29 protein-coding genes are annotated in these 26882 nt (G+C 45.2%); 1 reads left to right on the top strand and 28 read right to left on the bottom strand.

The window, feature by feature from the left end; all coding sequences use genetic code 11:
- Window positions 1–50: 50 nt before the first annotated feature.
- From hisIE to ACIQXV_RS19550, 16 genes are all read right to left on the bottom strand, one after another.
- Complete coding sequence (gene hisIE / locus ACIQXV_RS19625) at window positions 51–668, bottom strand: bifunctional phosphoribosyl-AMP cyclohydrolase/phosphoribosyl-ATP diphosphatase HisIE (RefSeq protein ID WP_402961320.1); 618 nt, start codon at window positions 666–668, stop codon at window positions 51–53.
- Window positions 665–1426, bottom strand: coding sequence for an imidazole glycerol phosphate synthase subunit HisF (gene hisF / locus ACIQXV_RS19620; RefSeq protein WP_402961318.1), 762 nt, complete (start codon window positions 1424–1426; stop codon window positions 665–667). The genes hisIE and hisF overlap by 4 nt, the downstream gene beginning before the upstream one ends.
- Entirely contained in the window at window positions 1423–2154 is a 732-nt protein-coding gene (hisA, locus tag ACIQXV_RS19615; protein WP_402961316.1) for a 1-(5-phosphoribosyl)-5-[(5-phosphoribosylamino)methylideneamino]imidazole-4-carboxamide isomerase, read from the bottom strand. The genes hisF and hisA overlap by 4 nt, the downstream gene beginning before the upstream one ends.
- On the bottom strand, window positions 2151–2780 hold the full coding sequence (gene hisH / locus ACIQXV_RS19610; protein ID WP_402961314.1) for an imidazole glycerol phosphate synthase subunit HisH: 630 nt from the start codon (window positions 2778–2780) through the stop codon (window positions 2151–2153). The genes hisA and hisH overlap by 4 nt, the downstream gene beginning before the upstream one ends.
- Window positions 2781–2886: 106 nt before the next feature.
- Window positions 2887–3474, bottom strand: coding sequence for an imidazoleglycerol-phosphate dehydratase HisB (gene hisB / locus ACIQXV_RS19605; RefSeq protein WP_402961312.1), 588 nt, complete (start codon window positions 3472–3474; stop codon window positions 2887–2889).
- Between the two features lie 12 nt (window positions 3475–3486).
- Window positions 3487–4761 carry a histidinol dehydrogenase gene (hisD, locus tag ACIQXV_RS19600; protein WP_402961310.1) on the bottom strand — a complete coding sequence of 425 codons (1275 nt, stop codon included), beginning with the start codon at window positions 4759–4761 and terminating at the stop codon, window positions 3487–3489.
- A 15-nt stretch (window positions 4762–4776) separates the two neighbouring features.
- Window positions 4777–5400 carry an ATP phosphoribosyltransferase gene (gene hisG / locus ACIQXV_RS19595; protein WP_402961308.1) on the bottom strand — a complete coding sequence of 208 codons (624 nt, stop codon included), beginning with the start codon at window positions 5398–5400 and terminating at the stop codon, window positions 4777–4779.
- A complete protein-coding gene (locus ACIQXV_RS19590) occupies window positions 5393–6565 on the bottom strand; it encodes an ATP phosphoribosyltransferase regulatory subunit (RefSeq protein ID WP_402961306.1) in 1173 nt (390 codons plus the stop codon). The genes hisG and ACIQXV_RS19590 overlap by 8 nt, the downstream gene beginning before the upstream one ends.
- 518 nt (window positions 6566–7083) lie before the next feature.
- Window positions 7084–7617, bottom strand: coding sequence for an acyltransferase (locus ACIQXV_RS19585; RefSeq protein WP_402961304.1), 534 nt, complete (start codon window positions 7615–7617; stop codon window positions 7084–7086).
- Between the two features lie 4 nt (window positions 7618–7621).
- Window positions 7622–8266, bottom strand: a complete 645-nt coding sequence (gene ppaX / locus ACIQXV_RS19580; RefSeq protein WP_402961302.1) for a pyrophosphatase PpaX — start codon at window positions 8264–8266, stop codon at window positions 7622–7624.
- Window positions 8235–9203 (bottom strand): nucleoside recognition domain-containing protein, encoded by a 969-nt coding sequence (locus ACIQXV_RS19575; protein WP_402961300.1) that lies wholly within the window; start codon window positions 9201–9203, stop codon window positions 8235–8237. Before ACIQXV_RS19575 ends, ppaX begins: the two co-directional genes overlap by 32 nt.
- Window positions 9204–9219: 16 nt before the next feature.
- Entirely contained in the window at window positions 9220–10035 is an 816-nt protein-coding gene (lgt, locus tag ACIQXV_RS19570; RefSeq protein ID WP_402961298.1) for a prolipoprotein diacylglyceryl transferase, read from the bottom strand.
- A 14-nt stretch (window positions 10036–10049) separates the two neighbouring features.
- Window positions 10050–10985: an HPr(Ser) kinase/phosphatase gene (gene hprK, locus ACIQXV_RS19565; protein ID WP_402961296.1), complete on the bottom strand. Its 936-nt coding sequence runs from the start codon at window positions 10983–10985 to the stop codon at window positions 10050–10052.
- Between the two features lie 258 nt (window positions 10986–11243).
- A complete protein-coding gene (locus tag ACIQXV_RS19560) occupies window positions 11244–11609 on the bottom strand; it encodes a phage holin family protein (RefSeq protein ID WP_402961294.1) in 366 nt (121 codons plus the stop codon).
- 16 nt (window positions 11610–11625) lie between these two features.
- Window positions 11626–12735, bottom strand: a complete 1110-nt coding sequence (locus ACIQXV_RS19555) for a DUF4097 family beta strand repeat-containing protein (protein ID WP_402961292.1) — start codon at window positions 12733–12735, stop codon at window positions 11626–11628.
- A 39-nt stretch (window positions 12736–12774) separates the two neighbouring features.
- Window positions 12775–13089, bottom strand: a complete 315-nt coding sequence (locus ACIQXV_RS19550) for a magnetosome magnetite crystal formation protein family (protein WP_402961290.1) — start codon at window positions 13087–13089, stop codon at window positions 12775–12777.
- Window positions 13090–13195: 106 nt separating this feature from the next.
- Here ACIQXV_RS19550 and ACIQXV_RS19545 point away from each other — a divergent pair, with 106 nt between their 5' ends.
- On the top strand, window positions 13196–13507 hold the full coding sequence (locus tag ACIQXV_RS19545; protein ID WP_402961288.1) for a hypothetical protein: 312 nt from the start codon (window positions 13196–13198) through the stop codon (window positions 13505–13507).
- Window position 13508: 1 nt separating this feature from the next.
- Here the strand turns inward: ACIQXV_RS19545 and uvrA are convergent, their stop codons facing one another.
- The 12 genes from uvrA to ACIQXV_RS19485 all read right to left on the bottom strand — a co-directional run bounded on the left by uvrA (window position 13509) and on the right by ACIQXV_RS19485 (window position 26862).
- On the bottom strand, window positions 13509–16382 hold the full coding sequence (uvrA, locus tag ACIQXV_RS19540; RefSeq protein WP_402961286.1) for an excinuclease ABC subunit UvrA: 2874 nt from the start codon (window positions 16380–16382) through the stop codon (window positions 13509–13511).
- Window positions 16383–16391: 9 nt separating this feature from the next.
- Window positions 16392–18371: an excinuclease ABC subunit UvrB gene (gene uvrB / locus ACIQXV_RS19535; RefSeq protein WP_402961284.1), complete on the bottom strand. Its 1980-nt coding sequence runs from the start codon at window positions 18369–18371 to the stop codon at window positions 16392–16394.
- A gap of 213 nt (window positions 18372–18584) precedes the next feature.
- Window positions 18585–18824 carry a CsbA family protein gene (locus tag ACIQXV_RS19530; protein WP_402961282.1) on the bottom strand — a complete coding sequence of 80 codons (240 nt, stop codon included), beginning with the start codon at window positions 18822–18824 and terminating at the stop codon, window positions 18585–18587.
- 77 nt (window positions 18825–18901) lie between these two features.
- Entirely contained in the window at window positions 18902–20353 is a 1452-nt protein-coding gene (gene panF, locus ACIQXV_RS19525; RefSeq protein WP_402961281.1) for a sodium/pantothenate symporter, read from the bottom strand.
- On the bottom strand, window positions 20350–20634 hold the full coding sequence (locus ACIQXV_RS19520) for a YhdT family protein (protein WP_402961279.1): 285 nt from the start codon (window positions 20632–20634) through the stop codon (window positions 20350–20352). Before ACIQXV_RS19520 ends, panF begins: the two co-directional genes overlap by 4 nt.
- 254 nt (window positions 20635–20888) lie before the next feature.
- On the bottom strand, window positions 20889–22625 hold the full coding sequence (locus ACIQXV_RS19515) for a polysaccharide deacetylase family protein (RefSeq protein ID WP_402961278.1): 1737 nt from the start codon (window positions 22623–22625) through the stop codon (window positions 20889–20891).
- Window positions 22626–22830: 205 nt separating this feature from the next.
- Window positions 22831–23766 carry a cation diffusion facilitator family transporter gene (locus ACIQXV_RS19510; RefSeq protein WP_402961276.1) on the bottom strand — a complete coding sequence of 312 codons (936 nt, stop codon included), beginning with the start codon at window positions 23764–23766 and terminating at the stop codon, window positions 22831–22833.
- Between the two features lie 409 nt (window positions 23767–24175).
- A complete protein-coding gene (locus tag ACIQXV_RS19505; RefSeq protein ID WP_402961274.1) occupies window positions 24176–24337 on the bottom strand; it encodes a hypothetical protein in 162 nt (53 codons plus the stop codon).
- Between the two features lie 119 nt (window positions 24338–24456).
- Window positions 24457–25272 (bottom strand): energy-coupling factor ABC transporter ATP-binding protein, encoded by an 816-nt coding sequence (locus ACIQXV_RS19500; protein ID WP_402961272.1) that lies wholly within the window; start codon window positions 25270–25272, stop codon window positions 24457–24459.
- On the bottom strand, window positions 25272–25958 hold the full coding sequence (locus tag ACIQXV_RS19495; RefSeq protein WP_402961270.1) for an energy-coupling factor transporter transmembrane component T family protein: 687 nt from the start codon (window positions 25956–25958) through the stop codon (window positions 25272–25274). The genes ACIQXV_RS19500 and ACIQXV_RS19495 overlap by 1 nt, the downstream gene beginning before the upstream one ends.
- Window positions 25955–26230 carry a PDGLE domain-containing protein gene (locus ACIQXV_RS19490; RefSeq protein ID WP_402961268.1) on the bottom strand — a complete coding sequence of 92 codons (276 nt, stop codon included), beginning with the start codon at window positions 26228–26230 and terminating at the stop codon, window positions 25955–25957. Before ACIQXV_RS19490 ends, ACIQXV_RS19495 begins: the two co-directional genes overlap by 4 nt.
- Window positions 26230–26862, bottom strand: coding sequence for an energy-coupling factor ABC transporter permease (locus tag ACIQXV_RS19485; protein WP_402961266.1), 633 nt, complete (start codon window positions 26860–26862; stop codon window positions 26230–26232). The genes ACIQXV_RS19490 and ACIQXV_RS19485 overlap by 1 nt, the downstream gene beginning before the upstream one ends.
- Between the last annotated feature and the right edge of the window lie 20 nt (window positions 26863–26882).

Raw genomic sequence — 26882 nt, 5'->3', positions numbered from 1 at the left:
GGAGTTGTTCGAGAAGGTTTTGGACCGGCGGAAATAAAAAAAGGCCCTAATTAGGACCGGTCTTTGTGTCTTTCTTCTAGTGTTTTTAATACTTCTTTAAATGGAAGTCCTTGTTCGACCAACAGCACTTGCAAGTGATAAAGTAAATCCGCCGCTTCCCACCTTAGTTCCTCATGATCGCGGTTCTTGGCTGCGATAATCACCTCGGCGGCTTCTTCGCCGACTTTTTTCAAAATCTTATCAACGCCTTTTTCAAAAAGATACGTCGTATAAGCTCCCTCTGGCCGCTCCTGCTCACGCTCAGTTATCACTTTTTCAAGCTTTTGCAAAATTTTATAGTCCTCAAGGCTGGAGCTATTTTCGAAGACCCGTTCTGAAAAACAGCTTACCGCTCCGGTATGACAGGCAGGTCCTTTTGGATAAACAAGCACCAATAACGCATCCTGGTCACAATCATAGTTCATGCTGACGACCGTTTGTGTGTTGCCGCTTGTCGCTCCTTTATGCCATAATTCCTGACGTGAGCGGCTGTAAAACCATGTCTCCCCTGTTTCAATTGTTTTCGCCAGTGATTCCTCGTTCATATAGGCAAGTGTTAACACTTCCTTTGTTCCGGCATCCTGTATAATGGCAGGGACTAGACCTTTTTCATCAAATCGAACGTTCATCGTATGCTCACTCCTTTTTCCAGCAAATAGCTTTTTACTTCATGAACTGATGTTTCTTTGTAATGAAAAATAGAGGCAGCGAGGGCAGCATCGGCTTTTCCTGCCAAAAATGCCTCTTCAAAATGCCCGGCATTCCCGGCTCCGCCTGATGCTATCACCGGAATCGAGACTGATTCGCTAATCGCCCTCGTCAAGTTTAGATCAAAGCCATTTTTCTCACCGTCGCAGTCCATGCTGGTTAATAAAATTTCACCGGCGCCAAGCTTGGCTGCTTCCATCGCCCATTCAATAGCCTTTTTTTCCGTAGGTTTGCGGCCGCCGTGGGTAAACACTCGCCACGTTCCAAGCTCAGGGTCAAATTTGGCATCCATCGCGACAACAATGCACTGGGAGCCAAAGTAGCTAGCGCCTTCACGAATCAATTCTGGATTCAAAACGGCAGCGGTATTCAATGACACCTTATCCGCACCGGCCCGAAGGATTTTTTTCATGTCCTCCAGGGAATTGATGCCGCCGCCAACGGTAAAGGGAATCGCAAGTTCAGAGGCGACAGCCTTGACGACTTCAATCATCGTCTTTCTGCCCTCCACGGAAGCAGAGATATCAAGAAACACCAGTTCATCTGCACCCTGCTCATCGTAAAAACGAGCGAGTTCAACGGGATCTCCGGCATCCCGAAGCTGGACAAATTGAATGCCTTTCACTACCCGGCCGTCTTTGACATCAAGGCAGGGAATAATTCGCTTTGTTAATGTCATTTGCGTTTCACCTCTTCCAACGCTTCCTTTAAGGTAAAACGATTTTCGTACAGGGCTTTTCCAACAATCGCTCCGCTTACACCCTTAGCCGTCGATAATGCTCTTAAATCAGCCAGACTGCTTACTCCTCCGGAGGCGATGATATTTTTTCCAGTCACTTCGGCCATTTCACAAACGGCTGTAATATTAGGGCCTGCAAGCGTACCATCTGTCGCAATATCGGTAAAAATAAACGTCTCTGCTCCCGCATCCGCAAACCGTTTCCCCAGTTCAACCGCTTTAAGTGCGGATGTTTCAATCCAGCCGTGCGTCGCGACATATCCGTCTTTCGCATCAATCCCAATGGCAATTTTTTCACGGTATTTCTTAATCATTTCGATGGCAAAATCAGGCTTGGAAACGGCAATACTGCCTATAATTACACGATTGACGCCATTTTCTAGGTAGTGAAGAATATCTTCTTCGGAGCGAATCCCGCCGCCAATTTGGATGTTTACGTTGTTGAGTTTTTGAGCCGCTGTGATCACAAAACGGTCATTGACTCTCATGCCATCTTTTGCTCCGTCAAGGTCAACCATGTGAATCCACTCGGTGCCTGACGCGGCAAAACTTTGGGCCATATCGAATGGCGAATCCCCATAGATTGTTTCTTGATCATAATCCCCTTTGAGAAGGCGAACGCAATTGCCGCCGCGCATATCGATCGCCGGATAAATTGTGAAGCTCATTGTACCGCCTTCCTTTCCTCTACCATTTGTAAGAAATTATATAGCAGGGCCATTCCAAGCCTACTGCTTTTTTCAGGGTGAAATTGCATCCCTAGGACATTGTTTTTACCAACTACCGCTGAAACCTGCTCATGGTAATCAGCTTTCGCCAGCAGTACCTCTTCAGAGTGTTCCGCGTCTACAAAATAGGAGTGGACGAAATAGACGTAATCTTCGGTGAGATTTTTCAAAAGTGGCGACTCTTTGACAAATTCAAGCTTGTTCCAGCCCATGTGCGGAACCTTGTAGGGTTGGCCTTGCTGTGATCGGCCTTGGAAACGACGGACGCTTCCAGGTAATAGGCCTAAGCCTGCGGTTGGGCCGTTTTCCTCACTTTGTTCAAACAGCAGCTGCATGCCGAGGCAGATACCAAGCAAGGGTTTCCCTGTTGCCGCAAATTCCTTTATCGTTTCTGCCGGCAACCGCTCCATTGCATCACGGAATGACCCGACTCCCGGGAGAATCAAGGCATCAGCTTTAAGTAATTTATTTCTATCAGCGGAAATGAAATAGTCGGCGTTTAAACGTTCAAGCGCCTTACTCACGCTAAAAAGATTTCCCATACCATAGTCAACGATACCAATCATCTTGCCAGCCCCCTTTCATTTGGCAGTGACAGACACCACCCGGTATTTGTCGAATACATAAAATCCTTTTCATGGTGCCAGACGTAGAAATGGTGTCAGGCACCATTTACAACATCCCCTTAGTGGAAGGTACGCCTTTGATGCGGGGGTCGATTGTTGTGGCTTCGTCGAGCGCCCGGCCTAGTGCTTTAAAGACGGCTTCAATCATATGGTGTGTGTTGTTTCCATAATGTACGATTACATGGAGGTTCATCCGCGCCTCAAGGGCGAGTTTCCAGAGAAATTCGTGAACTAGTTCGGTATCGAAGGTTCCTACCTTCTGGCTCGGGAATGCCGCACGCATTTCGAGATGCGGCCGGTTGCTGAGGTCGACTACGACCTGTGCCAGTGCCTCGTCCATGGGAACAAAGGCATTCCCATATCGTTTAATACCTTTCTTGTCGCCTAATGCTTCACGGAGCGCGTGTCCCAAACAAATACCGATATCTTCGGTTGTGTGGTGATCATCGACTTCAATATCGCCTTGGGCGTCAACAGTCAGGTTGAATTGACCATGTTTCGTGAATAAATCAAGCATATGACTCATGAAAGGTACACCCGTTTCGAGGTTAGACTGGCCCTCTCCGTCAATTGCTAACGATAATTGAATTTTTGTCTCGTTTGTATTCCGTTCAATACTTGCCGTTCTTTCCATGAAAGGGGCCTCCTATTTATCATTATTAAGCCGTATTTCCACCGCCCGGGCGTGTGCTTCAAGCCCTTCCTTCCGGGCAAAGGCGGCGATTTTTGCGCCATTCTCCTTTAACGCCCTCTTGCTGTAAACGATTACGCTAGATTTCTTCTGAAAATCATCCACATTTAGCGGGCTGGAGAACCGCGCTGTTCCGTTTGTTGGCAGTACATGGTTCGGGCCGGCAAAATAATCGCCAACGGGCTCCGTGCTATAACGGCCAACAAATATCGCTCCGGCGTGACGAATTTTCCCAAGAAGCTCCATCGCGTTTTCCGTGATGATTTCGAGATGTTCCGGTGCTAGCTGGTTCACCGTTTCAACCGCTTCGTCAAGATCAGTAGTGACATAAATAGCCCCGAAATCCGCAATCGAACGTGCTGCAATGTCCTGCCTCGGCAGCAACGCCAGCTGCTTTTCAACTTCCGCTGACACTTTTTCGGCCAACTCCAACGATGGTGTAACCAAAACACTGCAGGCACGCGGATCGTGCTCCGCCTGTGATAGCAGATCGGCCGCAACCTCGTCTGCCCTTGCTGTTTCATCTGCTAAAACGGCAATTTCGCTCGGCCCGGCAATCATATCAATATCGACATCGCCGAATACCTCCCGTTTCGCCAAAGCAACATAGATATTTCCAGGTCCGGTTATTTTATCAACAGCGGCAATGGACTCAGTTCCGTACGCAAGCGCTGCAATCGCCTGGGCACCCCCAATTTTATAAATTTCTTCAACGCCGGCTTCTTTGGCTGCAACGAGCACGGCTGCCGGCAATTTTCCATCATTTCCGGGAGGCGACACCATCACGATTCTTTTTACCCCGGCCACTTTCGCAGGAATCACGTTCATCAACACTGATGACGGGTAGGCCGCCGTTCCACCAGGTACATACACCCCAACCGAATCTAGCGGGGTTATTTTTTGACCAAGAATCGTGCCATTTTCTTCAGTCGTCATCCACGATGGCCGGAGCTGCTTTTCATGAAAAGAGCGGATATTTTCTGCAGCCTCACGAATGATTGTGATCAGCCCCTGGTCTACTTCGCCATAAGCGTCCGCGATTTCTTTTTCAGTAACGGAAAAAGAAGAAAGATGGACGCGATCGAATTTTTCTGTATATTCCCGTAATGCCTCATCACCGCGGTCCCGAATGTCCGAAATAATATTTTTTACAACAGACTGCTGCTCGGAGGTGCCCGCTTCAATCGAGCGTTTAATTGAAACAAGCTCATTTACTTTTAGTATTTTCATCTTAAAAAACCTCCATTAAACTACTTCACTGAGACGCGTAACCATTTCATCTATCTGTTTATCTTTCATGCGATAACTGACGGGGTTCACGATGAACCGCGATGTTACGTCAATAATTCTTTCATATTCACTCAGGCCGTTTTCCTTTAAGGTCCGGCCGGTTGACACAATATCAACTATCCGGTCCGATAAGCCGATTATCGGGGCAAGCTCGATCGAACCGTTTAATTTGATAATTTCAACCTGTTCTCCTTGCTCGCGAAAATAGGCCTCGGCCACATTCGGATATTTTGTTGCAACTCTTGGGGCCACTTCGTTCATTTTTGTATCCAGAAGTCCGGCAACCGCCAAGTAACAATGACTGATTTTAAGATCCAGGAGTTCATACACATCGCGCTCCTCCTCAAGCAAAACGTCCTTCCCGGCAATTCCGACGTCGGCCACACCATGCTCTACATATGTAGCGACGTCCATCGGCTTTGCTAAAATAAACCGCAAGCCCTCTTCGGCCACGTCTATAATCAATTTTCGCGAATCATCAAATTCCGGTGGCAGTTTATAGTCCGCTTTTCGTAGCAATTCAACGGCTTCTTCAAAAATTCGCCCCTTTGGCATCGCAATCGTTAGGATGTTACTCATCGGCGCTCCCTCCAATTAAATAGGTAGTCTCGGCAAATCTTTTTGTAAAAGCATCAAGATTTTTGACACCGGTAATGTCCTGGAGAACGGCCTTTTTCCCCTGTTTGTGCATATTTTTTGAAAGTTGAAAGGCTTCTTTCCGCCGCTCCTGGCTGAAAAAAATGCAGTGCATAGTATTTTCAAGCTGAGCGCTCCCCAGTGCCTCAAGCAGCATGTCAATCCGAACGGCGAATCCGGTGGCACTGGCGGTTTTTCCAAACTTTTCAATTAAACTATAACGTCCGCCGTTTCCGATTGGAAAACCGACATTCCCGGCATAGGCTTCAAATAAAATGCCGGAATAGTAGCTCATATGGCTGACAATCGTAAAATCAAATTTCACAAATTCTTCAACACCGTAATCCTTAATGACATCCCAAAGCTCTTTCAACTCAAGGATTGCTTGCTTGCCTTTATCATTTTCAGTAATATCGAGGGCCTGGCCGATTGCTTCTTCCCTGCCTCTTAATTGAAGGAGTTGTAAAAGTCGTTGCTTATCAATCGATGATAGCTGCAATGAGTTCACATGTTCACGGTAGCCGACATAATTTTTTTCATATAAAAATTTGCGCAATGTATTGGCCCGTCCATTCGTTCCCAGAATTTGCACGAACAGTTCCTGGGCAAAGCCAACATGACCAATCGAAACTTGGAAATCGGTGAGGCCCGCTTTTTTTAAGGAAGAAATCAGCAAGGCAACGACCTCGCCATCGCATGAAACGGTATCTTCATTCAAGCATTCGATACCAATTTGCTCAAACTCTGCCGGCCGGCCGCCTTCACGCTGCTGAGCACGGAAAACAGTGGCGGAGTAGGCTAACCTCACGGGAAGATCCTCGTCTAAAAGCTTTGACGCTGCCACGCGGGCGATTGGTGCAGTCATGTCAGGCCTGAGCACCAGTGTATGACCTTCTTTATCAAGCAATTTAAAAAGCTGCTGATCAGCAATCGCTGATGCCGCTCCAACGGTTTCGTAGTATTCAAGTGCCGGGGTTTCGATAAATTGGTAGCCCCAAAGTTTCATCGTTTCCGCCATACTAGACCGAACGCGATGCTTCTTTTCATATAACTCCGGCAGCGTATCCCGCATCCCTAAAGGCTTTTCAAACATAAACAAGCGGCTCAATGTGTTCACCCTTTTCTTTTCGTTTGCTTTAGTCTGCTAAATTGGTAGTGAATTAAAGTTAATAATTAGTAGTTTACCCTTTGGTTTTCGTTTCGTCAATGAAAAAATCTTCGGTATTTAGGATTGTTGCTGAAGGTGAATTCCGCGGACTTTTGGATTTATTCCGCGGGAATTCGTATTTATTCCGCGGACTTTGCGATTAATTCCGCGGGTTTTGACTAGAATTCCGCCAACTTTTGGTTTTATTCCGCCAAACTGAGCAAGAATACCGTCAAACCCCTTTTAAGTTACTTTTTATAGTGATTCCAAGCCGGGTTATCCTTTTTTGTATCACCTTGCCTCGGGATTCCGCCAACTTGAGCTGGAATTCCGCCAAAATTCGGGTTTTTTCCGCCAAACTCGGCTGGATTTCTGCCAAACTAGGACAGAATTCCGCCAATTAACCTGGTTATTCCGCCAACTTAGCTTTTTCCATACAAAAAAGAACCCGGTTGCATGTAAACCGAGCTCTTTTCAAACTATTTTTCCCTACCATAAATCGGATCATCCGCCCAACGCGCAGCCATTTCTTCTTTCGTATAAATTACGTGCATTGGGTTGCCGCCGACGAACGAACCTGCGGGAACGTCCTTATGCACGAGCGTCCCGGCAGAGACAATGGCACCATCGCCAATTGTCACCCCGGGGAGAATCGTGGAGTTCGCGCCAATCATGACCTCGCTGCCAATCGCAACGGCTCCGAGCCGGTATTCCTTAATCAAATACTCATGGGCAAGGATGGTTGTGTTGTAGCCGATGACCGTATTGCGGCCGACGCTTATTTTTTCCGGAAACATAACGTCCAGCATTACCATCAAGGCGAAGGAAGTTTGCTCGCCCACCTTTAGCCCTAAAAACACGCGGTAAAGCCAATTCTTCATCCCTAAAAATGGCGTGTAACGGGCCAGCTGAATCACGATAAAATTTTTAACAACCTTCCAAAATGGCACGGTCTTGTAGACGTGCCATAGGGAGTTGGCTCCTGTGACCGGGTAGCGGGTCGTATTCCTCATATTCTCACTCTCCGAGGATGTTTAATAGGTCATGCATGTGGTCTAGGATGTAATCCGGTTCGTATTTTGCAATGTAATCTCTGCCTTTAATTGACCAGGCGACACCTGCAGTCAAAGTGCCGGCATTTTTCCCTGCTAAAATATCATGAAAATTGTCGCCGACCATGAGAGTTTCTTCCGGTACAGCCTCTATCTGCTCTAGCGCAGTAAAAATAGGTTCGGGATCAGGCTTTACTTTTTTCACATGATCGAGTGCAACAACTACTTCAAAAAATTGATCAAGGTTTGTCAGACGCAAACCCTTCAAAGCGGTGTCATGACGTTTCGTTGTGACAATTCCGAGTTTGTAGCCTTTTTCGAATAATGTTTGAACGGTGTCAAATACCCCTTCAAATTCTTTCACAAGCGCATCATGATTTGCGAGATTAAATGTCCGGTATTCCACGATCATCTCCTCCACACGTTCCGGATCAATCGTACTAAATGCTTCGTGGAGAGTCGGACCCATAAACGGCAAAACATCCTCGCGGCTATACTTGCTAGGATAATATTTTTCAAGCGTATGCAAATAGGTGGTAATAATTAATTCATTCGTATCAATTAATGTCCCATCTAAATCAAAGAGAATTGTCGTAATTTTGTTGTTCATATGTTGCATCCTTTCCTTTTACTAGCCCCGAGCGTTTCCAAATCGTACCGACCACTAAGGTTAACACAACCGCCACACCAAGCCGGATTAAAAACAGCGGCAGCACCGGGATGCCGAGCGGAACAAAGATTAAGGTATCTTCAACAACCGCATGGCAGGCCATTAGAAAAATAAACGCCAGGGTAATATCCTTTTTGCTGACTCCATCCTCTTTCACAGCTTGGATCATCACCCCTGCACCATATGCTAGGCCGAATAATAAACCGGCGGCCATCGTTGTTGAGGTATTTTCCTTCATGCCAAGCGTTTTCGTGATTGGAGACATTGTTTTGGAAAATTTATTTAACCATTGTAAATCTTTTAAAATTTGAATTACCACCATAAGCGGGATGACAATCATCGCTAGCTGAAAAATCCCCAGCCCTGCTTTTTGAATCGCCTCTGTCAAAATCTCCACAACACCATCTGGCGGTGACGTGCTCGGCTGAATTAAACCATACTTCGCGGTCTCCCCACCGCCACGCCAAACTAGATTAATGACGACGCCAGAAAGGAGGGCAAGCCCCGGCCTTGTGACCAGAACGACCCACAGCTTTACGCCGGCTTTCATCGCCACGCTGGATTCGATGAATAAATTATGGGAAAAGGACAGCATTACCGCTAAGATAAACACTTCTTTTACCGAAAAATCCAGCGTGAGAATCGCACCGATCGCGGCATAAAGGTTGAGGAAATTCCCGAGTACAAGTGGAATCGCAGCATCCCCTGACAACCCAAGCAGTTTCATCAGCGGTGAAACCATTTTTATAACCCATGGCAAAACTGGTGTATACTGCAGCAATGCCACAATAAGGGTAACCGGAAAAATAATTTTCCCTAATGTCCATGTTGTCTTTAAACCAACCAGGAACCCCTTTTTTAATGAGCTGAATAGCATTTCCCCGTTCTCCCTCTTAATTAGTTTGATCTAAGTAGCGTGTTTCCGACTGCTTCTTTGTCCGGCGATAAAGAATAATCGCCACGGCCACAACAATCAGGGCAATCGAAATCGTTTGCGCCATCCGCAGGCTGCCGAGCATTAAGCTATCCGTCCGCAATCCTTCCACGAAAAAGCGGCCAATCGAATACCAAATGACATAAGAAAGGAAAAGCTCTCCGCGGCGAAAATTCACACGGCGAAGCAAGATTAATAGGAAAAAGCCGGCAAAGTCCCAGATGGATTCATATAAAAAGGTTGGGTGATAGTACGTGCCATTAATATACATTTGATTGATAATAAAATCCGGTAAATGCAGGTTCTCAAGGAATGACCTGGTCACTTCACCGCCATGGGCTTCCTGATTCATGAAGTTCCCCCAGCGGCCAATTGCCTGTCCGAGAATAATACTTGGCGCCGCAATGTCGGTAATTTTCCAAAAGGAAATGCCTCGTTTTTTGGCGAAAACTAACGTCGTTAGGACGGAACCAATTAATGCTCCGTGAATCGCAATCCCGCCGTTCCAAATTTGCGGGATCTCTGCCGGGTGATTGACATAATACTTCCATTCAAAAATCACATAATAGATCCGTGCCGAAATAATCGCTATCGGAATTGCCCACAGCATCAAATCGGCAAACGTGTCTTTTGGAAGGCCGCGGCGGTTTCCTTCTCTAATGGCCAGAAACAGCGCAAGCGCCAGGCCGGAGCCAATAATAATCCCATACCAGTGCACGTCAATCGGGCCAAGCGAAAAGGCAATTGGGTTAAGCGGCTGAAACGTTTCATTCATACTCTCTTCTCCCCTTACATATCTTCATGTTCCCCATCTTCAATCACATCTGAAAGCCGCTCGGTAAATTGCTGCGCAGCATTCACACCCATTCGTTTAAGACGGAAATTCATCGCTGCTACTTCAATAATGACAGCCAGGTTCCGTCCAGGGCGAACTGGAACGGTCAGCTTCGTGACTTCTGTGTCAATAATCTTCATTTTCTCCTCATCGAGACCAAGGCGGTCGTATTGCTTTTTGGAATCCCAGATTTCTAAATCCATGATCAGCGTGATGCGTTTATTGCTGCGGACCGCACCGGCACCGAAAAGTGTCATCACGTTGATAATCCCGAGGCCGCGGATTTCTAATAAATGCTCGATTAAATCCGGTGATGTGCCGACTAACGTATCCTGATCTTCCTGACGGATTTCCACGCAATCATCGGCAACAAGGCGATGGCCGCGCTTAACGAGCTCCAGCGCCGTTTCACTTTTACCCACACCACTTTTTCCGGTAATTAACACACCAATTCCATAAACGTCCACCAATACGCCGTGGACTGCTGTTGTCGGTGCCAGCTTGCTCTCTAAAAAATTGGTTAGACGGCTAGAAAAACGAGTGGTCTTCATGCTTGTCCTTAAAACAGGAACAGATTCCCGCTCTGCTGCCTCTACTAACTCCACCGGTACCTCAATATCCCTTGTGACGATGATTGCCGGCGTGATATCGGTACATAACCGTTCCATTCTGGAAATGCGTTCCCCTTCAGGCAGCTCTTCAAAAAATGATAATTCTGTTTTTCCTAGCAGCTGGATTCGTTCCGCTGGATAAAATTCGAAATAGCCGGCTATTTCAATTCCCGGCCGGGAAATATCACTTGTGGGAATGGGGCGGTTAATCCCTTCTTCACCACTGACCAATTCAAGTTGAAATTTTTCCATTATATCTTTGGTGCGTACTTTAGGCAAGAAGCTTCCTCCTTATTTGAAAAGCTTTAGGCGCCAGCTTATCGGTGATCATCCGTCATTTCACCTTCATAACGGATTGGCATATGATCCGAGCCGATGACTTCTAGAGCTAGACAGTAATCGAATTTTAAAAATATGAGAAAAATCATTTCCTCTTATTTTACCATTCTTTGAATAAGAACCAAATGAAGTTGTTCAAAAAACCTGAAGAAAAGGAAAAGGTGCAGACCGGTCGAAAATGGTGTGCACCTTTTGCCATTAATTTTTCGCTTTTCGTGATGGCTCCAGAATGGTTTTTTGAATAATGATGTTAACAAGCGACATCAGCACCGCAAAAAACAGGGCCATCGTGAAGCCGTGGATTTCAAAGGCATCGCCCATTAAATAATCGGTCAGTTCCAGCGTAATCCCGTTGATAACAAATAAAAACAGGCCCATCGTTAAAACCGTCACCGGTAGTGTAAATAAAATTAGGAGCGGACGCACCAGCACATTTAAGATGGATAATAAAATGCTCGCCTGAAGTGCAGCCCAAAAACCATTTAGTTGAAAGCTTTCGTGAAAATAGCCTGCAAGTGCTATAAATATAACTGCATTAATCAAACATCCAATCAGCCATCTCATCTTCAACGTCCCCTGTTTATTCTTCTAGTGATTTGTGAATCGTAATCGAGCCTGTTTTCGTATCGGCATAGATTCTCATCATTTTATCAGGATGGTTAACCGATTGAAAGCGAAGCGATTTTTGAATCATTTCGCTTTTTTCCTCGAGCACCTGAACACCTATAAGCTTCACATTAAATCCGCCAAGATTTGTCTTGAGTTCGCCATTCACCGGCACTCCCTCTGGGACAAAAAGGTCAATGCCTCCAGTGGTCGTTTTTGTTTGAATCCATTCGGAGCGATTCCCCAGCAGGTTTACGCTGATATTTCCGTTGAACGCCTCTGCAGCTACCTTTCTAAAATCGCCATCAAGTTGAATCGCACCGTTAATGGTCTCTGTTTCCACTTCATTAATTTGGCTGCCGGTAACCGCGATTTTCCCGTTTGCCGTTTCCACCTCTGCCTTTTTTCCGTTTATGTGATGGAGGTTTATTTTTCCATTTGCGGTTTTTACCCGAAGGTCATGGACATTCATTTCTTCACCGGTAACCCCGCCATTAAACATGCGAATCCTTACTCGTTCATATTGCGCTTTGGGCACATAAATGATTGCCTCAACCTTCATCCATTTTTGCTGCGTGCTAAACCGCAATTTTTGGTGTTCAACGGTAAAAAGCACATCGCGGAGAAAGTTCTGCCGGGCCTGATCCTGATTGTCCACCCGGTATACCTTTGCCTGGCATTCAATCCTAACGTCCGGCTGCTCCCAGGGGGCGAGCCTCACGGAACCATTGGCGACATCGATGTCCATATCTTTTAAATCTACTTCGCCATGATGGAAAATATGAGAGATATCAACGGATTGGCCGAAGTTTAGATCAAAATCAAAATCTTTAATTTTTTTCAATGCTGAATCGACAAATTCAAAAATCTTATCCTTTGTTGATTGGGATTTCGCATGGAAAGGGTCCTCTTTTTTTGCTTCTTCAAATTGTACTGCCGTCGAAAGCTCGTTCACCATTTGTTCCTGCTTCTGCTCCATCGTTTGCTTTGCCTTTTCCAGTTCATCGAGCAGCGATAACGCTTCGTCCACCTTCAGCTTTCCTTCTTCGACCATTTGCAGAATTCGTTTTTTTTCCTCTTTCATCTTTCCCACCTCAGATATATAATTTTTTCCACTACTAACTTATTCAGCCAGGAGCACCTTTACGCCTTTGACAATGTTCCAAATCACAACAACAATCCAAATGATGACCAGCACCACGACGCTAATGATCGTAAAAGCAGGAACAGTATCTCGAATATTGGTAAAATCATAAAACGCAGCAAATATGATAAGCGGTGTCGGAATAAGCGGAATTAAATGCGATAATAATGACTTCTTGGCATGCCTTTTCGTCGCATCATCTCCAGTCGCAATATAGACAGCAAGTGGAAAAATAAATCCGGCGAAAAATATACTGAAATAACACAAACTTGAAAGTACTTTTCTTGTTTCCATTTCGTTCATCACCCCTATCTTTTATGTACGCATGGGAAAGTAAAAAGTTTCTATAAATCTGGCCGAAATGTCCGGTATTTTTTTTAAAAAAGTTTTGCAGGGGGTTTTGGCGGGACGAGTCTCCCTGATTGGCGTGGGATTCCGCGGACTTTTGTGGTTATTCCGCGGACTTTCAGGTTTATTCCGCGAACTTTTGAGTTATTTCCGCGAACTTTTGCGAGAATTCCGCGGACTTTACCATTTATTCCGCGAAACACATTATTTCGGGGGTGAATTGCCGGACAGAGGGGAGCATTTTCACCAATCTGGCGCGGAATTCCGCCAAACTTCGATGGAATTCCTCCAAACTCATAAAAACCAAGAGTTCAACTCCTTAAAAAGCAAAAAAAGAGTCGAATTCATCGACTCTTCTTCATAATTTATGCCTTTACAGCACTTTTATCATCAATTTGCTGTTTCATTCGCAGCCGATCCCGCTCAAGGATTGGCTTTAAGTATTTTCCGGTATATGACGCGGGGGTTTCTGCAATCTTTTCTGGTGTTCCGGTGGCGATAATCGTTCCGCCCTTGTCGCCACCTTCAGGACCGAGGTCGATTAGGTAATCGGCGGCCTTGATGACGTCAAGATTGTGCTCGATTACCAATACGGTATCGCCATTTTCGACCAAGCGCTGTAACACAACAAGCAAACGTGAAATGTCGTCAACATGCAGTCCGGTCGTCGGTTCATCCAAAATGTAGAACGATTTACCATTTGAACGACGGTGCAGCTCTGAGGCAAGCTTCACACGCTGGGCCTCACCTCCGGACAGCGTTGTCGCCGGCTGGCCGAGTTTAACATATCCAAGTCCGACATCCAAAATCGTCTGCAGCTTGCGGCTGATTTTTGGAATGTTTTCGAAAAATTCAACTGCAGCTTCAACGGTCATATCAAGAATATCGGAAATGTTTTTCCCTTTGTATTTCACTTCCAGCGTTTCACGATTATAGCGCTTCCCGTGGCATACTTCACAAGGAACATAAACATCAGGCAAAAAGTGCATTTCAATTTTGATAATCCCGTCGCCGCGGCAGGCCTCACAGCGGCCGCCCTTCACATTAAAACTGAAGCGTCCTTTTTTGTAACCGCGGACCTTTGCTTCATTCGTGGTCGCAAACACATCGCGAACATCATCAAATACACCGGTATAGGTGGCCGGGTTGGAGCGCGGTGTCCGTCCGATTGGCGACTGATCCACATCAACAACTTTTTCTAAATAATCAATCCCTTTGATGCTCTTATGTTCACCGGGCTTGGTTTTTGCATGGTGAAGCTTTTGTGCCAGCGATTTATGAAGGATTTCATTAATCAGCGTACTTTTTCCTGACCCCGACACACCGGTAACAGCGATAAACAGCCCAAGTGGAATCTTCGCATTGACATTTTTTAAATTGTTTTCGGACGCGCCCTTGATTTCAATATAGCGGCCATCTGGCTTTCGGCGTTCCAATGGCAGCGGAATAAATTTCTTTCCGGACAAATATTGGCCCGTCAACGAGTTCGGATCCGCCATTACTTCGGCAGGTGTTCCGGCCGAGACAATTTCACCGCCATGGATACCAGCACCCGGGCCGATATCAATCAAATAATCGGCGGCGAGCATCGTGTCTTCATCGTGCTCGACGACAATCAAGGTGTTGCCGATATCGCGCATGCTTTGCAGTGTGCCGATTAATCGGTCATTGTCACGCTGATGAAGACCGATGGACGGCTCATCCAAAATGTATAACACACCGGTTAAACGCGAACCAATTTGCGTTGCCAAGCGAATCCGCTGGGCCTCACCGCCGGACAACGTACCAGCCATTCGGCTCAACGTTAAATAATCTAGGCCGACATTAATTAAGAAGCCAAGGCGTTCCTTGATTTCACGAAAAATCAGCTTGGCAATTTGCATTTCTTTTTCCGAAAGCTGTAATTCAGAGAAAAATTGATAGGCTTCCTCAATCGAAAGGTCTGTCACTTTGGCAATATGACGACCGTTTATCAATACCGCTAAGGTTTCTTTTTTCAAACGGTAGCCTTTACAAGTGGGACATGGCTGCTGACCCATGTATTTTTCCATTTGTTCACGGATATAATCAGAGCTTGTCTCCTTAAAGCGGCGTTCCACGTTACGGATGACACCTTCAAATTCGATATGCCCCTCACGGATTTGGCCAAAATCGTTCTCATAGCGAAAGTAAATTTTTTCACGACCAGAGCCGTAAAGTACTTTTTCCAATAGGTGTTCAGGAATGTCCTTAACTGGAATCGTCATATCCACCCCGAAATGATTACAGACGGCCTCCAGGAGCTGAGGGTAATACTGTGAACTCGTCGGCTCCCATGGGGCAATTGCATGCTGTTTGAGCGTTAGATCCTTATTGGGAATAACGAGATCGACATCGACTTCGAGCTTGGAGCCGAGCCCGTCGCATTCAGGGCAGGCACCGAATGGGCTGTTGAAGGAAAACATTCGCGGCTCGAGCTCTCCGATGGAAAAACCACAGAGCGGACAAGCATGGTTTTCACTGAATAATAGCTCTTCTTCACCGATGACGTCGACAATTACCTTTCCTTCGCCTAGTTTCAACGCCGTTTCAAGCGAGTCAGCCACCCTTGCAGCAATGCCATCCTTGACGACGATTCGGTCGATGACCACTTCGATCGAGTGCTTTTTATTTTTTTCAAGTTCAATCTCATCGCCGATATCCACCATTTCTCCGTCAACGCGGACCCGAACAAAGCCTTGCTTCTTCACATCTTCGAAGACCTTCACATGCGTTCCTTTCCTCCCGGAAACAACCGGGGCGAGGATTTGCATTTTCGTCCGTTCCGAATATTCGAGAATCCGGTCGACCATCTGCTCAATCGTTTGTGAAGAAATTTCAATATGATGAATCGGGCAAGTTGGATGCCCAACTCTTGCATATAATAATCGTAAATAATCATAGATTTCGGTCACCGTCCCGACTGTTGAGCGCGGGTTCCGGCTTGTTGTTTTTTGATCGATCGAAATGGCCGGGGATAGGCCCTCAATCGCGTCAACGTCTGGCTTATCCATTTGGCCAAGAAATTGCCGGGCATAGGCCGAAAGTGATTCGACATACCGCCGCTGTCCTTCAGCATAAATTGTATCAAATGCGAGCGAAGACTTTCCTGAACCGGAAAGTCCCGTCACGACAACAAGCTTATCTCTCGGAATGGTGACATCAATATTTTTCAAATTGTGGGCTCTGGCGCCTTTCACGATCAGTTTTTCCATTGCCATTTCTATACGTCATCCTTCCGCTTTCAACTCTAATAGTAAATCACGAAGCTCGGCCGCTCGTTCAAAATTAAGCGCTTTGGCTTCGGTCTTCATTTCTTTTTCCATTGTTGCAATCAGTTTATCTCTTTCCTTCTTGCTCATCTTGCTAAACGATGCAGCTGGTTTATACTTTTCCTGTTCCTCAGCCGCATGCGTGGCGCGTATGACATCACGGATTTCCTTTTGAATCGTCTGAGGTGTGACGCCATGTTTCTTATTATATGCCTCTTGGATCTCACGGCGCCGTTTCGTCTCACTGATCGCCTTCTCCATCGAATCCGTTATTCGGTCCGCATACATAATGACGTGCCCATTTGCATTCCGAGCGGCACGGCCGATTGTTTGGATTAAGGAACGCTCGGAACGGAGGAAGCCTTCTTTGTCCGCATCGAGAATGGTAATGAGCGAAACCTCTGGTATGTCCAAGCCTTCTCGAAGCAGGTTGATTCCGATCAAAACATCGTATTTTCCGAGGCGCAGTTCACGAATAATTTCAATCCGCTCAAGTGTCTTGACCTCCGAATGCAAGTATTGAACTTTAATGCCGATTTCTTTTAAGTAATCCGTTAAATCCTCTGACATTTTTTTCGTCAAAGTCGTCACAAGCACCCGTTCATTTTTCTTCACTCGATCCTGAATTTCACCAATCAAGTCATCAATTTGCCCTTCAATTGGACGAACTTCAAGTGTAGGGTCAAGCAGTCCGGTCGGGCGAATGATTTGTTGAATCATTTCCGGGGTATGCTCCAGCTCATACGGCCCAGGGGTGGCTGAAACAAAAATAGCATTGTGTACATGCTTCTCAAATTCATCAAAGGTGAGAGGCCGGTTATCAAGTGCTGACGGCAGACGGAAGCCATGGTCCACAAGCACCTGTTTCCGTGCTTTGTCACCATTGAACATCCCTCTGACTTGCGGCAGGGTAACATGCGACTCATCGATAATCATCAGGAAATCTTCCGGAAAATAATCGAGCAAGGTATACGGTGTGGAACCGGCAGGCCTTAATGTTAAATGGCGCGAGTAATTTTCGATTCCCGAGCAAAAGCCCATTTCCCGCATCATTTCCAGGTCATAACGGGTACGCTGTTCAATCCGCTGTGCTTCAAGCAATTTATCGTCAGCTCGAAGGACGGCAAGCCGTTCCTCCAGTTCTTTTTCAATATTCTCGATTGCTACTCGCATTTTCTCTTCTCTTGTTACGAAGTGGGATGCCGGGAAAATGGCCACGTGCTCGCGTTCGCCGATTATTTCACCGGTAAGGGCATCGACCTCGCGAATGCGTTCGATTTCATCACCGAAAAATTCGACACGCATGCAATGTTCATCACGGGAAACCGGGAAAATCTCGACGACGTCACCGCGGACACGGAACGTCCCGCGCTTAAAATCAATATCATTCCGTTCATATTGGATATCAATGAGCCGGTGCAGCAGTTGATTGCGCTCAATCTCCATACCGGTTCTAAGTGACAGCACCATCTCGCTGTATTCTTCCGGCGAACCTAAGCCGTATATACAAGAGACACTGGCAATGATAATGACGTCCTTCCGCTCAAATAAGGATGAGGTCGCCGAGTGGCGCAGTTTATCAATCTCATCGTTGATGCTGGCATCTTTTTCAATGAATGTATCTGTCTGTGGAACGTAGGCTTCCGGCTGATAGTAATCATAGTAACTGACAAAATACTCAACAGCATTGTTTGGGAAAAATTCCTTGAACTCGCTGTAAAGCTGACCGGCCAGTGTTTTGTTGTGGGCAATGACAAGGGTTGGTTTGTTTACCTCTTTAATTACGTTTGAAACGGTAAATGTCTTCCCCGTACCGGTGGCGCCAAGGAGTGTTTGATGGCGTTTATTTTGCTTAATGCCTTCCACTAACTCGCGGATGGCCGCTGGCTGATCTCCTTGTGGCGAGTATTTTGACACTAATTCAAATTGGTCCTTCATTAAAGTTTCCTCCCGTTTTAAAAAAGTCACTTTACAGCTTGAAAAACTTGTTTTAGCGACCGGGATAGCGCTGGAAAGTGTATTCTCTAAATTTGCATATTAACATTCTACCACATTCACCCAAAAACAAACCAATAATATGCGAACTAGTATTCGTTTTTATTTTTTAAAAAGCAAAAAAGCCTGCCGATATGGACAGACTTGTTAAGGAAACTAACTCCTTTTCACTGCTCGCGGTTTCATTTTTGCCGCCAGCCAGAAGCCGGCTGTTAACGAGAAGGCATCAATCACGATGAGCAGAAAGTTGGTGGTATAACCTTTATAGGCAGACGCAGCGATGAGTGCAATGGTTAAGACAAGGCCGATGAGACGATTGTAAGTGACCCTTGTAAAAAGTAAGACTAGTAACCCTGGCAAAATAATTGCCGATAAAAATTGAATAACGCTTATCAATGGGCTCCCACCTTATTTAAAGATTTCTGTTTATTCATTCTAGAAATTTATTAACAAAATTGCAACAAAAAGTTGAACTACTTTTCGAGCTCGACATGTCTAACATCACCCTTTTGATTGGAAACGAGGCTGACTGCCACAAATCCAAGCAATGAAAGCACGATTGGCATGACAACCGTATGGAGCCCGAATGCATTCGGATAAAATCGATCTAGTAGAATATAAGAACCCATCCCTAAAATCATCGAGGTGATGGCCCCGTATTTATTTCCTTTACTCCAATACAGTCCTAAAATAACGGGCCAGATAAAGACGGACTCGAGACCGCCAAAAGAGAATAAATTCAACCACACAATTAAATCAGGCGGACTCAATGCCAGAAGAATGACCAAGATGCCAATGATCGCTGTTACACTAAAGCTGACCTTTTTCACTTGATCGTCCCCGGCATCGGGCTTGATGTAATTTAAATAAACATCCTTAACTAATGCGGAGCTCACCAAAATCAGCAGGGCATCGACTGTCGACATGATGGCCGCCATTGGGGCAGCGAGGACAATTCCGGCCACAAACGGCGGCAGGACCTTCATGGATAGCATTGGCATGACGGTATCACCGATTTTTACCCCCGGAAGGACCGGTCTTGCGAAAACGCCGATAAGATGCATGCCGAGCATGATGAAGCCGACAACAATGGTTCCAATAATGATGGCGCTGTGCATGGCTTTAGAGTTTTTATAGGACATTGCTCTTACCGTTATTTGCGGCAGCCCGACCACACCAATCCCTACTAATATCCAAAAAGAAGAAACATAGGCGGGAGTGAGATTTCGCTCAGCACCAAAGGGAGTGATTAAATTTGGATTTTCTGCTGCTAAATCAGAGATAATCTTCGGGATTCCTCCGCCTGCTTTAATGGTGGCTATCAGAAGAATAAGTGTTCCCATAAACATTACGACACCCTGAACGGCATCTGTAAGGGCCACTGCGCGAAATCCGCCCACTATGACAAAGACGAGAACGGAAAAGGCAAAGATCAATAAAGCCGTTGTATACGGTAAGCCTGTTAGCGATTCAACAAGCCGCGCCCCGCCAATCCATTGGGCGGTCATCGATGAAAAAAGAAAGATAATGATACTTGCCGCTGATACGATGACAACGGTTTTACTTTTATACCGTTCTTTAAGAAAGTCGATGAGGGTGATCGCCTTGTATTGCCGCGACACGATGGCAAATTTCTTTCCTAAAACCATTAACGTAAAATAACCGGTTGCCAGCTGGGCCATGGCCAGCAGCACCCAGCCTAGCCCTTGGGTATAGGCGATACCTGGGCCGCCAATAAAGCTGCTTGCACTGCCATAGGTTGCCACCATCGTCATTGCGAGGATGAAGCCGCCCATTTGCCGTTCACCTAGAAAGTATTCTTCTAGGAACGAATTGGATTTCAGGACAAATTTGTTTGACCAAAACCCTACAGCAAAGATGATCAGAAGGAAAATAAGTAACGGTGTGATGACAGCCCAATTCATTTCAGGTCCCCCTCTTCTTCATCGAAGGGAACTTCTTTAAATAAAAATTTCACCGTCAAAATCACGAGTATGACCATGACGATAAATCCGGCAATACAGCTGTAAAAGAACCATGCCGGTAAACCAAAAATGTATGTATACTTTTCAACCTTGGTGGAACCGAGTCCGTAAGCAAACCCATACCACCAGATAAAATTGATGATCACGAGGACAACTCCGATTAGAGCTTCCCTGTGGGCGATTTTGAAACGCTTGTCCAGCGGATTGACTGTTTTTTTCAACAGTATCCCCCCTCAAATTTGTGGTCATTATATTCTTAACGAACAAAGAACATTTTACCAAATAAACTCGAGAGATAAAGAAAAATGCATAAAAAACCTTATTTGGGTGAGTACGTGCGTTCACACTGTACATCCAAATAAGGTTTAAATGAAGGCCGTGACAGCCACCATTAGCTGCTTTCCACTATATTTAAATTTCAAAGGGTAGTTTGGGTGACAGGCACCATTAACTGCTTCCCCACTTTATTTAAGTTTCAAGGGGTGGTTTGGGTGTCAGGTACCTCTACAGGCACCTCTACCCTCGTGCCGTCTGAACCGATTTGATAGCCATCGATTTCAGTGTTTACGGCCATTAGTCCTGTGCTGTAAAGGTAATACCATTTCTCTTTAGTTTGAATCCAGCCGGTGGCCATTGTTCCATCATTGTTGAGGAAGTATTTGCCTTCGGATGTTTCTAACCAGCCGGTTTTTCTGACTCCATTATTTTCAAAGTAATACCACTTTCCACTAACAGCTGCCCAGCCCGTTCTCATGGAACCGCCGCCATCAAGGTAGTAAGTATCCCCTGCAGATTGCAGCCAGCCAGTTTTCATCGCTCCGCTTGGCTCCAAGTAATACCAGGTTCCATCTGATTTCAACCAGCCAGTTTTCATCGCTCCGCTTGGCTCTAAGAAGTACCAATATCCATCCGATTTAACCCAACCGGTTTTCATCGCTCCGCTTGGCTCCAAGTAATACCAGGTTCCATCTGATTTCACCCAGCCGGTTTTCATGGCCCCGCTTGGCTCCAAGTAATACCAGGTTCCATCTGATTTCACCCAGCCGGTTTTCATCGCCCCGTTTGACCCTAAGTAATACCAGTTCCCATCTGATTTCACCCAGCCCGTTCTCATCGCTCCGCTTTGTTCTAAGAGGTACCAGGTTCCATCCGATTTCACCCAGCCAGTTCTCATCGCTCCGCTTTGGTCAAAATAGTACCAATTAGCCCCCTGCTTATTCCAGCCTGTTAACATTATGCCGCTGTTCTCAAAAAAGTACCAGGAGCTGCCTGATTTGACCCAACCAGTCTTCATTGCACCGCTTTGATCCAAATAGAACCAGTATCTGCCCCATTTTAACCAGCCGGTCTGTTTGGCACCATTCGCATCCAAGTAATACCATTTAGTTCCTGACCTTGTCCACCCCTCAATAGAGGAGCCGCTTTTCACCATTTCTTTGAAGGCCGCCATAGTTGTAGAAGGCCCTACCGCTTTTCTGCCAATTTCATATGAGTTATTTCCACTTTTCGCATTTGCTGGTGTGGTGGTAAACGCAAATTTATAACCTGACATATTGACTAGTTCAGTCGTTCGCTTATTATGTCCTCCATAGGGGTATGCAAAGAATGGAGTGTTTACTATTTTTCTGCTAGTCTCGAAGTCTTTTAAAATAACTTGTTCTGATTCAGTTAATAATGCTGGGACCCCTTTGTTTGTATAATGAAGAGCATTCGTATGACCTCCGTATTCGAACACGCCTCTCATCTCATTTAACTCCGGCCAGCTTAAAAACTGAAGACCTGTAGGATTAAACGTAACCGGCTTATCTGAAATCCAGCTCGTCACCAGGAAGAGACCGGCTTTTAATCCGTATTTTTTCAAAACAGGATAGGCATATAAATAATTTGATTTATATCCATCATCGAAAGTGATGACAACCGTCCTATTTGGAAGACTAATCTGGCCGTTCATATAAGCGGCGAACTCAGATAATGTGGCAGTATAATAGCCTTGCTCGCTTAAATACTTCATTTGCTCTTCAAAAGCTTCAAGATTAAGAATACTAGCATTTTGGGGTTGACCATTCTCACTCTTTTTTAAAATATGGTGGTACATAAGGATCGGTATTCCATCTTGATTTCCACTCGCTTTTGCAGGTACAGTATTAATTCCAAAAAATAAGGTACTACATAATAAAATGGCAAAAATTATCAATAGTTTTTTTTCTCTCATTCTATAACCTCGCAAAATCAGTCTTAATATATATTATATAGGTAATAATTGGTATTATAATATGAAATTACTACTATTTCAATAAATGTTTTCAGCAGTATCTATTTTAATATTAAGCGATCAAGAGCGTCACCTCTACAGACAGCAAAAAGACATCTAGAAAATTAGATGTCTTTTCGGAGTTTTTATTTATTTTTATATGACTTCAGTTACAGGTCCCATGCGGACTTGGACAGCCATTTGCTTCTTTTTCGACCTGAATGGTGCTATGTTCGATGTGGAAATCGTCATGAAGGATTCGCTGTGACTGCGATAGGATTTCATCGTGAACTCCTTCATCAGAAATGGTAATATGACAGCTTAAGACCGGAAATCCGGATGTAATCGTCCAAATATGCAAATCATGGACTTCCTTCACGAGCGGGATCCGCCTGAGCGCCTTTTTCACTTGAATTATATCTATTTGCGTTGGGGCACCCTCCATTAAAATATGGAAAGAGTCCTTTGTTACACGAAATCCGCTGACTAGGATCAGCGCAGCAACTATGACGCTGGCAATCGGGTCGGCAATGCCCCAGCCGAAAAACATAATGAGGAGTGCCGCAATAATTGCCCCGACTGAACCGAGCATATCACCAATCACATGCAAGAAAGCACTTCTAACATTCAAATTTTCTTCCTTGTCACCTTGCATTAAAATCAAGAAAGCAATGATGTTTACAACCAATCCCGTTATCGAAATGACCAGCATCCCCGTGCTTTGCACTTCCGGTGGTGTAAAAAAGCGCTGGATAGCTTCATAGAAAATAAACAAAGAAATGACAATCAGCGTTAAGCCGTTCAGTGCTGCCGCAATGATTTCAAATCGTTTATATCCATAGGTTTTTTCCTGCGAAACCTGCTTTTCACCAAGCTTAATTGCGAAGAAACTCAGGCCCAATGCCGCGGCGTCACTGAGCATGTGGCCCGCATCTGACAATAGCGCCAAACTGTTTGTAAGTATCCCGCCGATTACTTCGACAACCATAAACACAGCAATCAGAATAAAGGAACTTAATAAAGCTTTTTTGTTGCTAGTATGTGAATGGCCGTGTCCGTGGCTGTGTCCATGCGAATGACCGTGATGGTGGTGATGACCCATGTTTATCCCCCCAAGAGCTCCATGGTGGCGGCTCATATATTTATCTCTTTCTAAAACGAAATTGTTACGAATAAGGGTAGTTTTTTCCAAAAAATTAAATTCGATTCAGTCCTCGGAATAATACGGAGGATCTAAACATTTCTATCTGAAAATTCAATTCGCAAATAAATGGACTAGTTTCGCAAATAAAGTAGCCACTTTCGCAAATAAACAGGTGCTTTTCGCAAATAAACTCACCACTTTCGCAAATAAGATTGATTTTAACGAACATCATAACAGCCCATTTATCGGCGAAAAATTACGTTTTATCTGAGAATTCACCTAATTTATCAGCGAAAATTCATGATTGATCAGCGATTTAACAAACTAACCGATATTCTTTTACCCGCAAATTCCTCAACCCGGATGTCTATGTTAAGGTATGCTGCTTTTTTGAAAATGGCACCGGCAACAATGCTTTAAAAAGCTTTGACACTTCAAGGATATGGCTGCCTTTTTCAAGATGCTGCTGCACTCGGATCGTTTTTTCGCTATCCACACATGTAATCTCGTAAACATCACGCTCTTTCATATGGGTCACATCCTTCATTCAAATGTTCATTTGATTACATAATATTCAAATGATGGTTTGAATGTCAATGTTTTTTTACAAAAAAAAAGGGCGACAACATTAGTCCCCCCATACTTACATTATATTTTCTTAGTTAACCAGTTCTTTGCCTCTTCGACTCGAATCGGCATATCTTCTTTATTGCCATTCCAAATGGCGGTCATTAATTCGACAATCGGCGGCAGCGTCAAATTCGCCTGTTTCATAATATCATGGCGCCCGAAAAGCTCTCTTGCTTGAAATGTCCCTAGGCACTGACCCTGATGAATGACAATCACATCGTCCGCCCACTCCGCAACAAATTGCATATCATGTGTGGTCACAATCACCGTTTTGCCTTGATCCTGCAGCAATTGTAAAATCGATGCCATCCGTTCTTTTCCATAGGGATCAAGAAACGCCATCGGCTCATCTAAAATAAACACATCTGACTCCATCGCCAGCACCCCGGCAACGGTGACATGCTTTTTTTGCCCATAGCTTAGTTCGGATGGATTGTCCGTCAGTAAATGCTCAATTCCTAATAGCTTGATATATTTTTCCACTCTTTCCTGGGTCTCTTCAGCCGTTACATCCATTTGCAAAGGTCCAAACGCAATATCATCGGACACCGTTAACGAAATAAGCTGGTCGTCAGGGTCTTGAAAAACGATGCCAACATGCCTAAATAATTCTTTCCGTACCTTCTTATCAAGCTTCTGATCGCGGAAAAAAATATCCCCTTGCTGCTGGGTATACAGCCCATTCAAATGAAACAAAATCGTCGACTTTCCCGCTCCATTTGCGCCGACAATCGCTGTCTTCCTCCCTTCAAGAATCGAGAAAGAGATATCGCGTAATATCGGCTTGTCCTTCGTATAGCCATACGACACACTATTAAATCGAAATATATCCACTATCGCTTACCTCCTACAAAAAACAAGCAAAGAACGCCGACGACCCACACTGCACAATGCAGCCATTCATATTTAGGCACAATTTCTGTTTTCAATGGCTTGCGTTCTCCTTTATAGCCCTTGCTTAACATCCCTAAATAAATCCGTTCCGAGCGTTGAAAGGAGCGAAGCAGCAAGCTTCCCAACAGTCCGCCTAACACCCGGTACTTCTTAACCTGAAACCAATTTCCTGTATAAAAGCCTCTGCTCCGCAGGCTTAATAGCATTTGCCGCACCTCTCCGCGAAACACGTCCATAAATCGCAATGTAAACATGATGAGCTCTATAAAAATCGATGGAAGCCGGAGTTCAGCTAACACTTGTAAAAAAGGGATGATCCCCATGCGATAAAACAAAAAGGTGAGCACCTGGGCGACAAACAGCAAGCGGCCGCTGTATTGGAGTGCTTTTATCCAGCCATGGCCGCCTTCATAGATTGGAAAAAATAGAAACGTAAACAGCATAAAGAAGGCGATGGGCTTTAGCTGTTTGACAAACGCCCGAAGCGGAATACGATAAATAAGCAGAAGCAGTGTACCGATGACGAGATTTCCCCCAATCATCACCAGATCCTTCGGTAAAACACCTAGAATGATCAGGAAAAGGGACATCACCACTTTTACTCTTGGCTTTGGCAGTACAATCATCTGCGTTTTCCAGCCATTTTTCCAAGCAACAAAAAGATGAAAAATGTAATTGCAACGCCTATGAGTCCGGCAAGACTTGACGACAACCATGAATGTACACCTGGAATAGTGTAATCAGGTAGCGGAGAATGGAGAATCGATGTTGCCCTGTCAATAAACCCCAACTGTTCACCTGCTTTTTCATAGCCATCCGGATGCTCGGATGCAAGTAAAGATACAGCACCGGCAATTACTAGCGATACCGCGATCCACAGATAGATTCGTTTCTTCATTATGAATGCTCCTCTCTGCTTCTAAGGAAAAAGGACGACCGTCGGGCAAATGGAACGACCGCTGCTGTAATCAAGCCTTCCCCTATCCCAATTATCGCATGCCACAAAATAAGTGTTTGCAATGCCAATTGATAGGAAACAACGTGTGACGCACCGAGCTGAAGGGCGGCAAAAGCGGATGTAACGACAACCGACACCCAGCCGGCGATAAAGACCATTACCGAGACAGGTACTTTACTTTTTCGTAAAAGTTTATAAACAAGCGAAGCGGCTAGCGGCGCAAGGATTGCCATATTTAGGATATTGACACCCAGCACGCTGATTCCACCATCCTGGAACACAACCGCTTGGATCGTAACCACCGTTGTCATAATGAGCGTCGTCGGCCAGAATCCAAACAGATAGGCAGCCAGCGCCCCCCCAATCAAATGGCCGGATGCTGCCGCACCTAATAGCGGGAAATTTACCATTTGTGCCGCAAAGATAAAGGCAGCCATCACTCCCATAATCGGAACAGCCGTTTGCTCAAGATTTTTTTTCGATTTTTGAACACTCTTGGCAAGGACGACAACCGACACAGCTGCACCTGCCGCTAAAATAGTTGGACTTAATATTCCATCAGGAATGTGCATAATGATTCTCCTTTTCACTT

The sequence above is a fragment of the Neobacillus sp. NPDC097160 genome (genome assembly GCF_044762155.1).
Taxonomy (GTDB): Bacteria; Bacillota; Bacilli; order Bacillales; family Cytobacillaceae; genus Neobacillus.
Note: the sequence above shows the minus strand (reverse complement) of the source record. Positions and strands in the feature narration are given on the sequence as shown.

Excerpts from the sequence above, each read along its gene's own strand:
- hisIE (WP_402961320.1), bottom strand. The coding sequence starts at position 668 with ATGAACGTTCGATTTGATGAAAAAGGTCTAGTCCCTGCCATTATACAG.
- hisF (WP_402961318.1), bottom strand. The coding sequence starts at position 1,426 with ATGACATTAACAAAGCGAATTATTCCCTGCCTTGATGTCAAAGACGGC.
- hisA (WP_402961316.1), bottom strand. The coding sequence starts at position 2,154 with ATGAGCTTCACAATTTATCCGGCGATCGATATGCGCGGCGGCAATTGC.
- hisH (WP_402961314.1), bottom strand. The coding sequence starts at position 2,780 with ATGATTGGTATCGTTGACTATGGTATGGGAAATCTTTTTAGCGTGAGT.
- hisB (WP_402961312.1), bottom strand. The coding sequence starts at position 3,474 with ATGGAAAGAACGGCAAGTATTGAACGGAATACAAACGAGACAAAAATT.
- hisD (WP_402961310.1), bottom strand. The coding sequence starts at position 4,761 with ATGAAAATACTAAAAGTAAATGAGCTTGTTTCAATTAAACGCTCGATT.
- hisG (WP_402961308.1), bottom strand. The coding sequence starts at position 5,400 with ATGAGTAACATCCTAACGATTGCGATGCCAAAGGGGCGAATTTTTGAA.
- ACIQXV_RS19585 (WP_402961304.1), bottom strand. The coding sequence starts at position 7,617 with ATGAGGAATACGACCCGCTACCCGGTCACAGGAGCCAACTCCCTATGG.
- ppaX (WP_402961302.1), bottom strand. The coding sequence starts at position 8,266 with ATGAACAACAAAATTACGACAATTCTCTTTGATTTAGATGGGACATTA.
- ACIQXV_RS19575 (WP_402961300.1), bottom strand. The coding sequence starts at position 9,203 with ATGCTATTCAGCTCATTAAAAAAGGGGTTCCTGGTTGGTTTAAAGACA.
- lgt (WP_402961298.1), bottom strand. The coding sequence starts at position 10,035 with ATGAATGAAACGTTTCAGCCGCTTAACCCAATTGCCTTTTCGCTTGGC.
- ACIQXV_RS19560 (WP_402961294.1), bottom strand. The coding sequence starts at position 11,609 with ATGAGATGGCTGATTGGATGTTTGATTAATGCAGTTATATTTATAGCA.
- ACIQXV_RS19555 (WP_402961292.1), bottom strand. The coding sequence starts at position 12,735 with ATGAAAGAGGAAAAAAAACGAATTCTGCAAATGGTCGAAGAAGGAAAG.
- ACIQXV_RS19550 (WP_402961290.1), bottom strand. The coding sequence starts at position 13,089 with ATGGAAACAAGAAAAGTACTTTCAAGTTTGTGTTATTTCAGTATATTT.
- uvrA (WP_402961286.1), bottom strand. The coding sequence starts at position 16,382 with ATGGCAATGGAAAAACTGATCGTGAAAGGCGCCAGAGCCCACAATTTG.
- uvrB (WP_402961284.1), bottom strand. The coding sequence starts at position 18,371 with ATGAAGGACCAATTTGAATTAGTGTCAAAATACTCGCCACAAGGAGAT.
- panF (WP_402961281.1), bottom strand. The coding sequence starts at position 20,353 with ATGAATTGGGCTGTCATCACACCGTTACTTATTTTCCTTCTGATCATC.
- ACIQXV_RS19515 (WP_402961278.1), bottom strand. The coding sequence starts at position 22,625 with ATGAGAGAAAAAAAACTATTGATAATTTTTGCCATTTTATTATGTAGT.
- ACIQXV_RS19510 (WP_402961276.1), bottom strand. The coding sequence starts at position 23,766 with ATGGGTCATCACCACCATCACGGTCATTCGCATGGACACAGCCACGGA.
- ACIQXV_RS19505 (WP_402961274.1), bottom strand. The coding sequence starts at position 24,337 with ATGAAAGAGCGTGATGTTTACGAGATTACATGTGTGGATAGCGAAAAA.
- ACIQXV_RS19495 (WP_402961270.1), bottom strand. The coding sequence starts at position 25,958 with ATGATTGTACTGCCAAAGCCAAGAGTAAAAGTGGTGATGTCCCTTTTC.
- ACIQXV_RS19490 (WP_402961268.1), bottom strand. The coding sequence starts at position 26,230 with ATGAAGAAACGAATCTATCTGTGGATCGCGGTATCGCTAGTAATTGCC.
- ACIQXV_RS19485 (WP_402961266.1), bottom strand. The coding sequence starts at position 26,862 with ATGCACATTCCTGATGGAATATTAAGTCCAACTATTTTAGCGGCAGGT.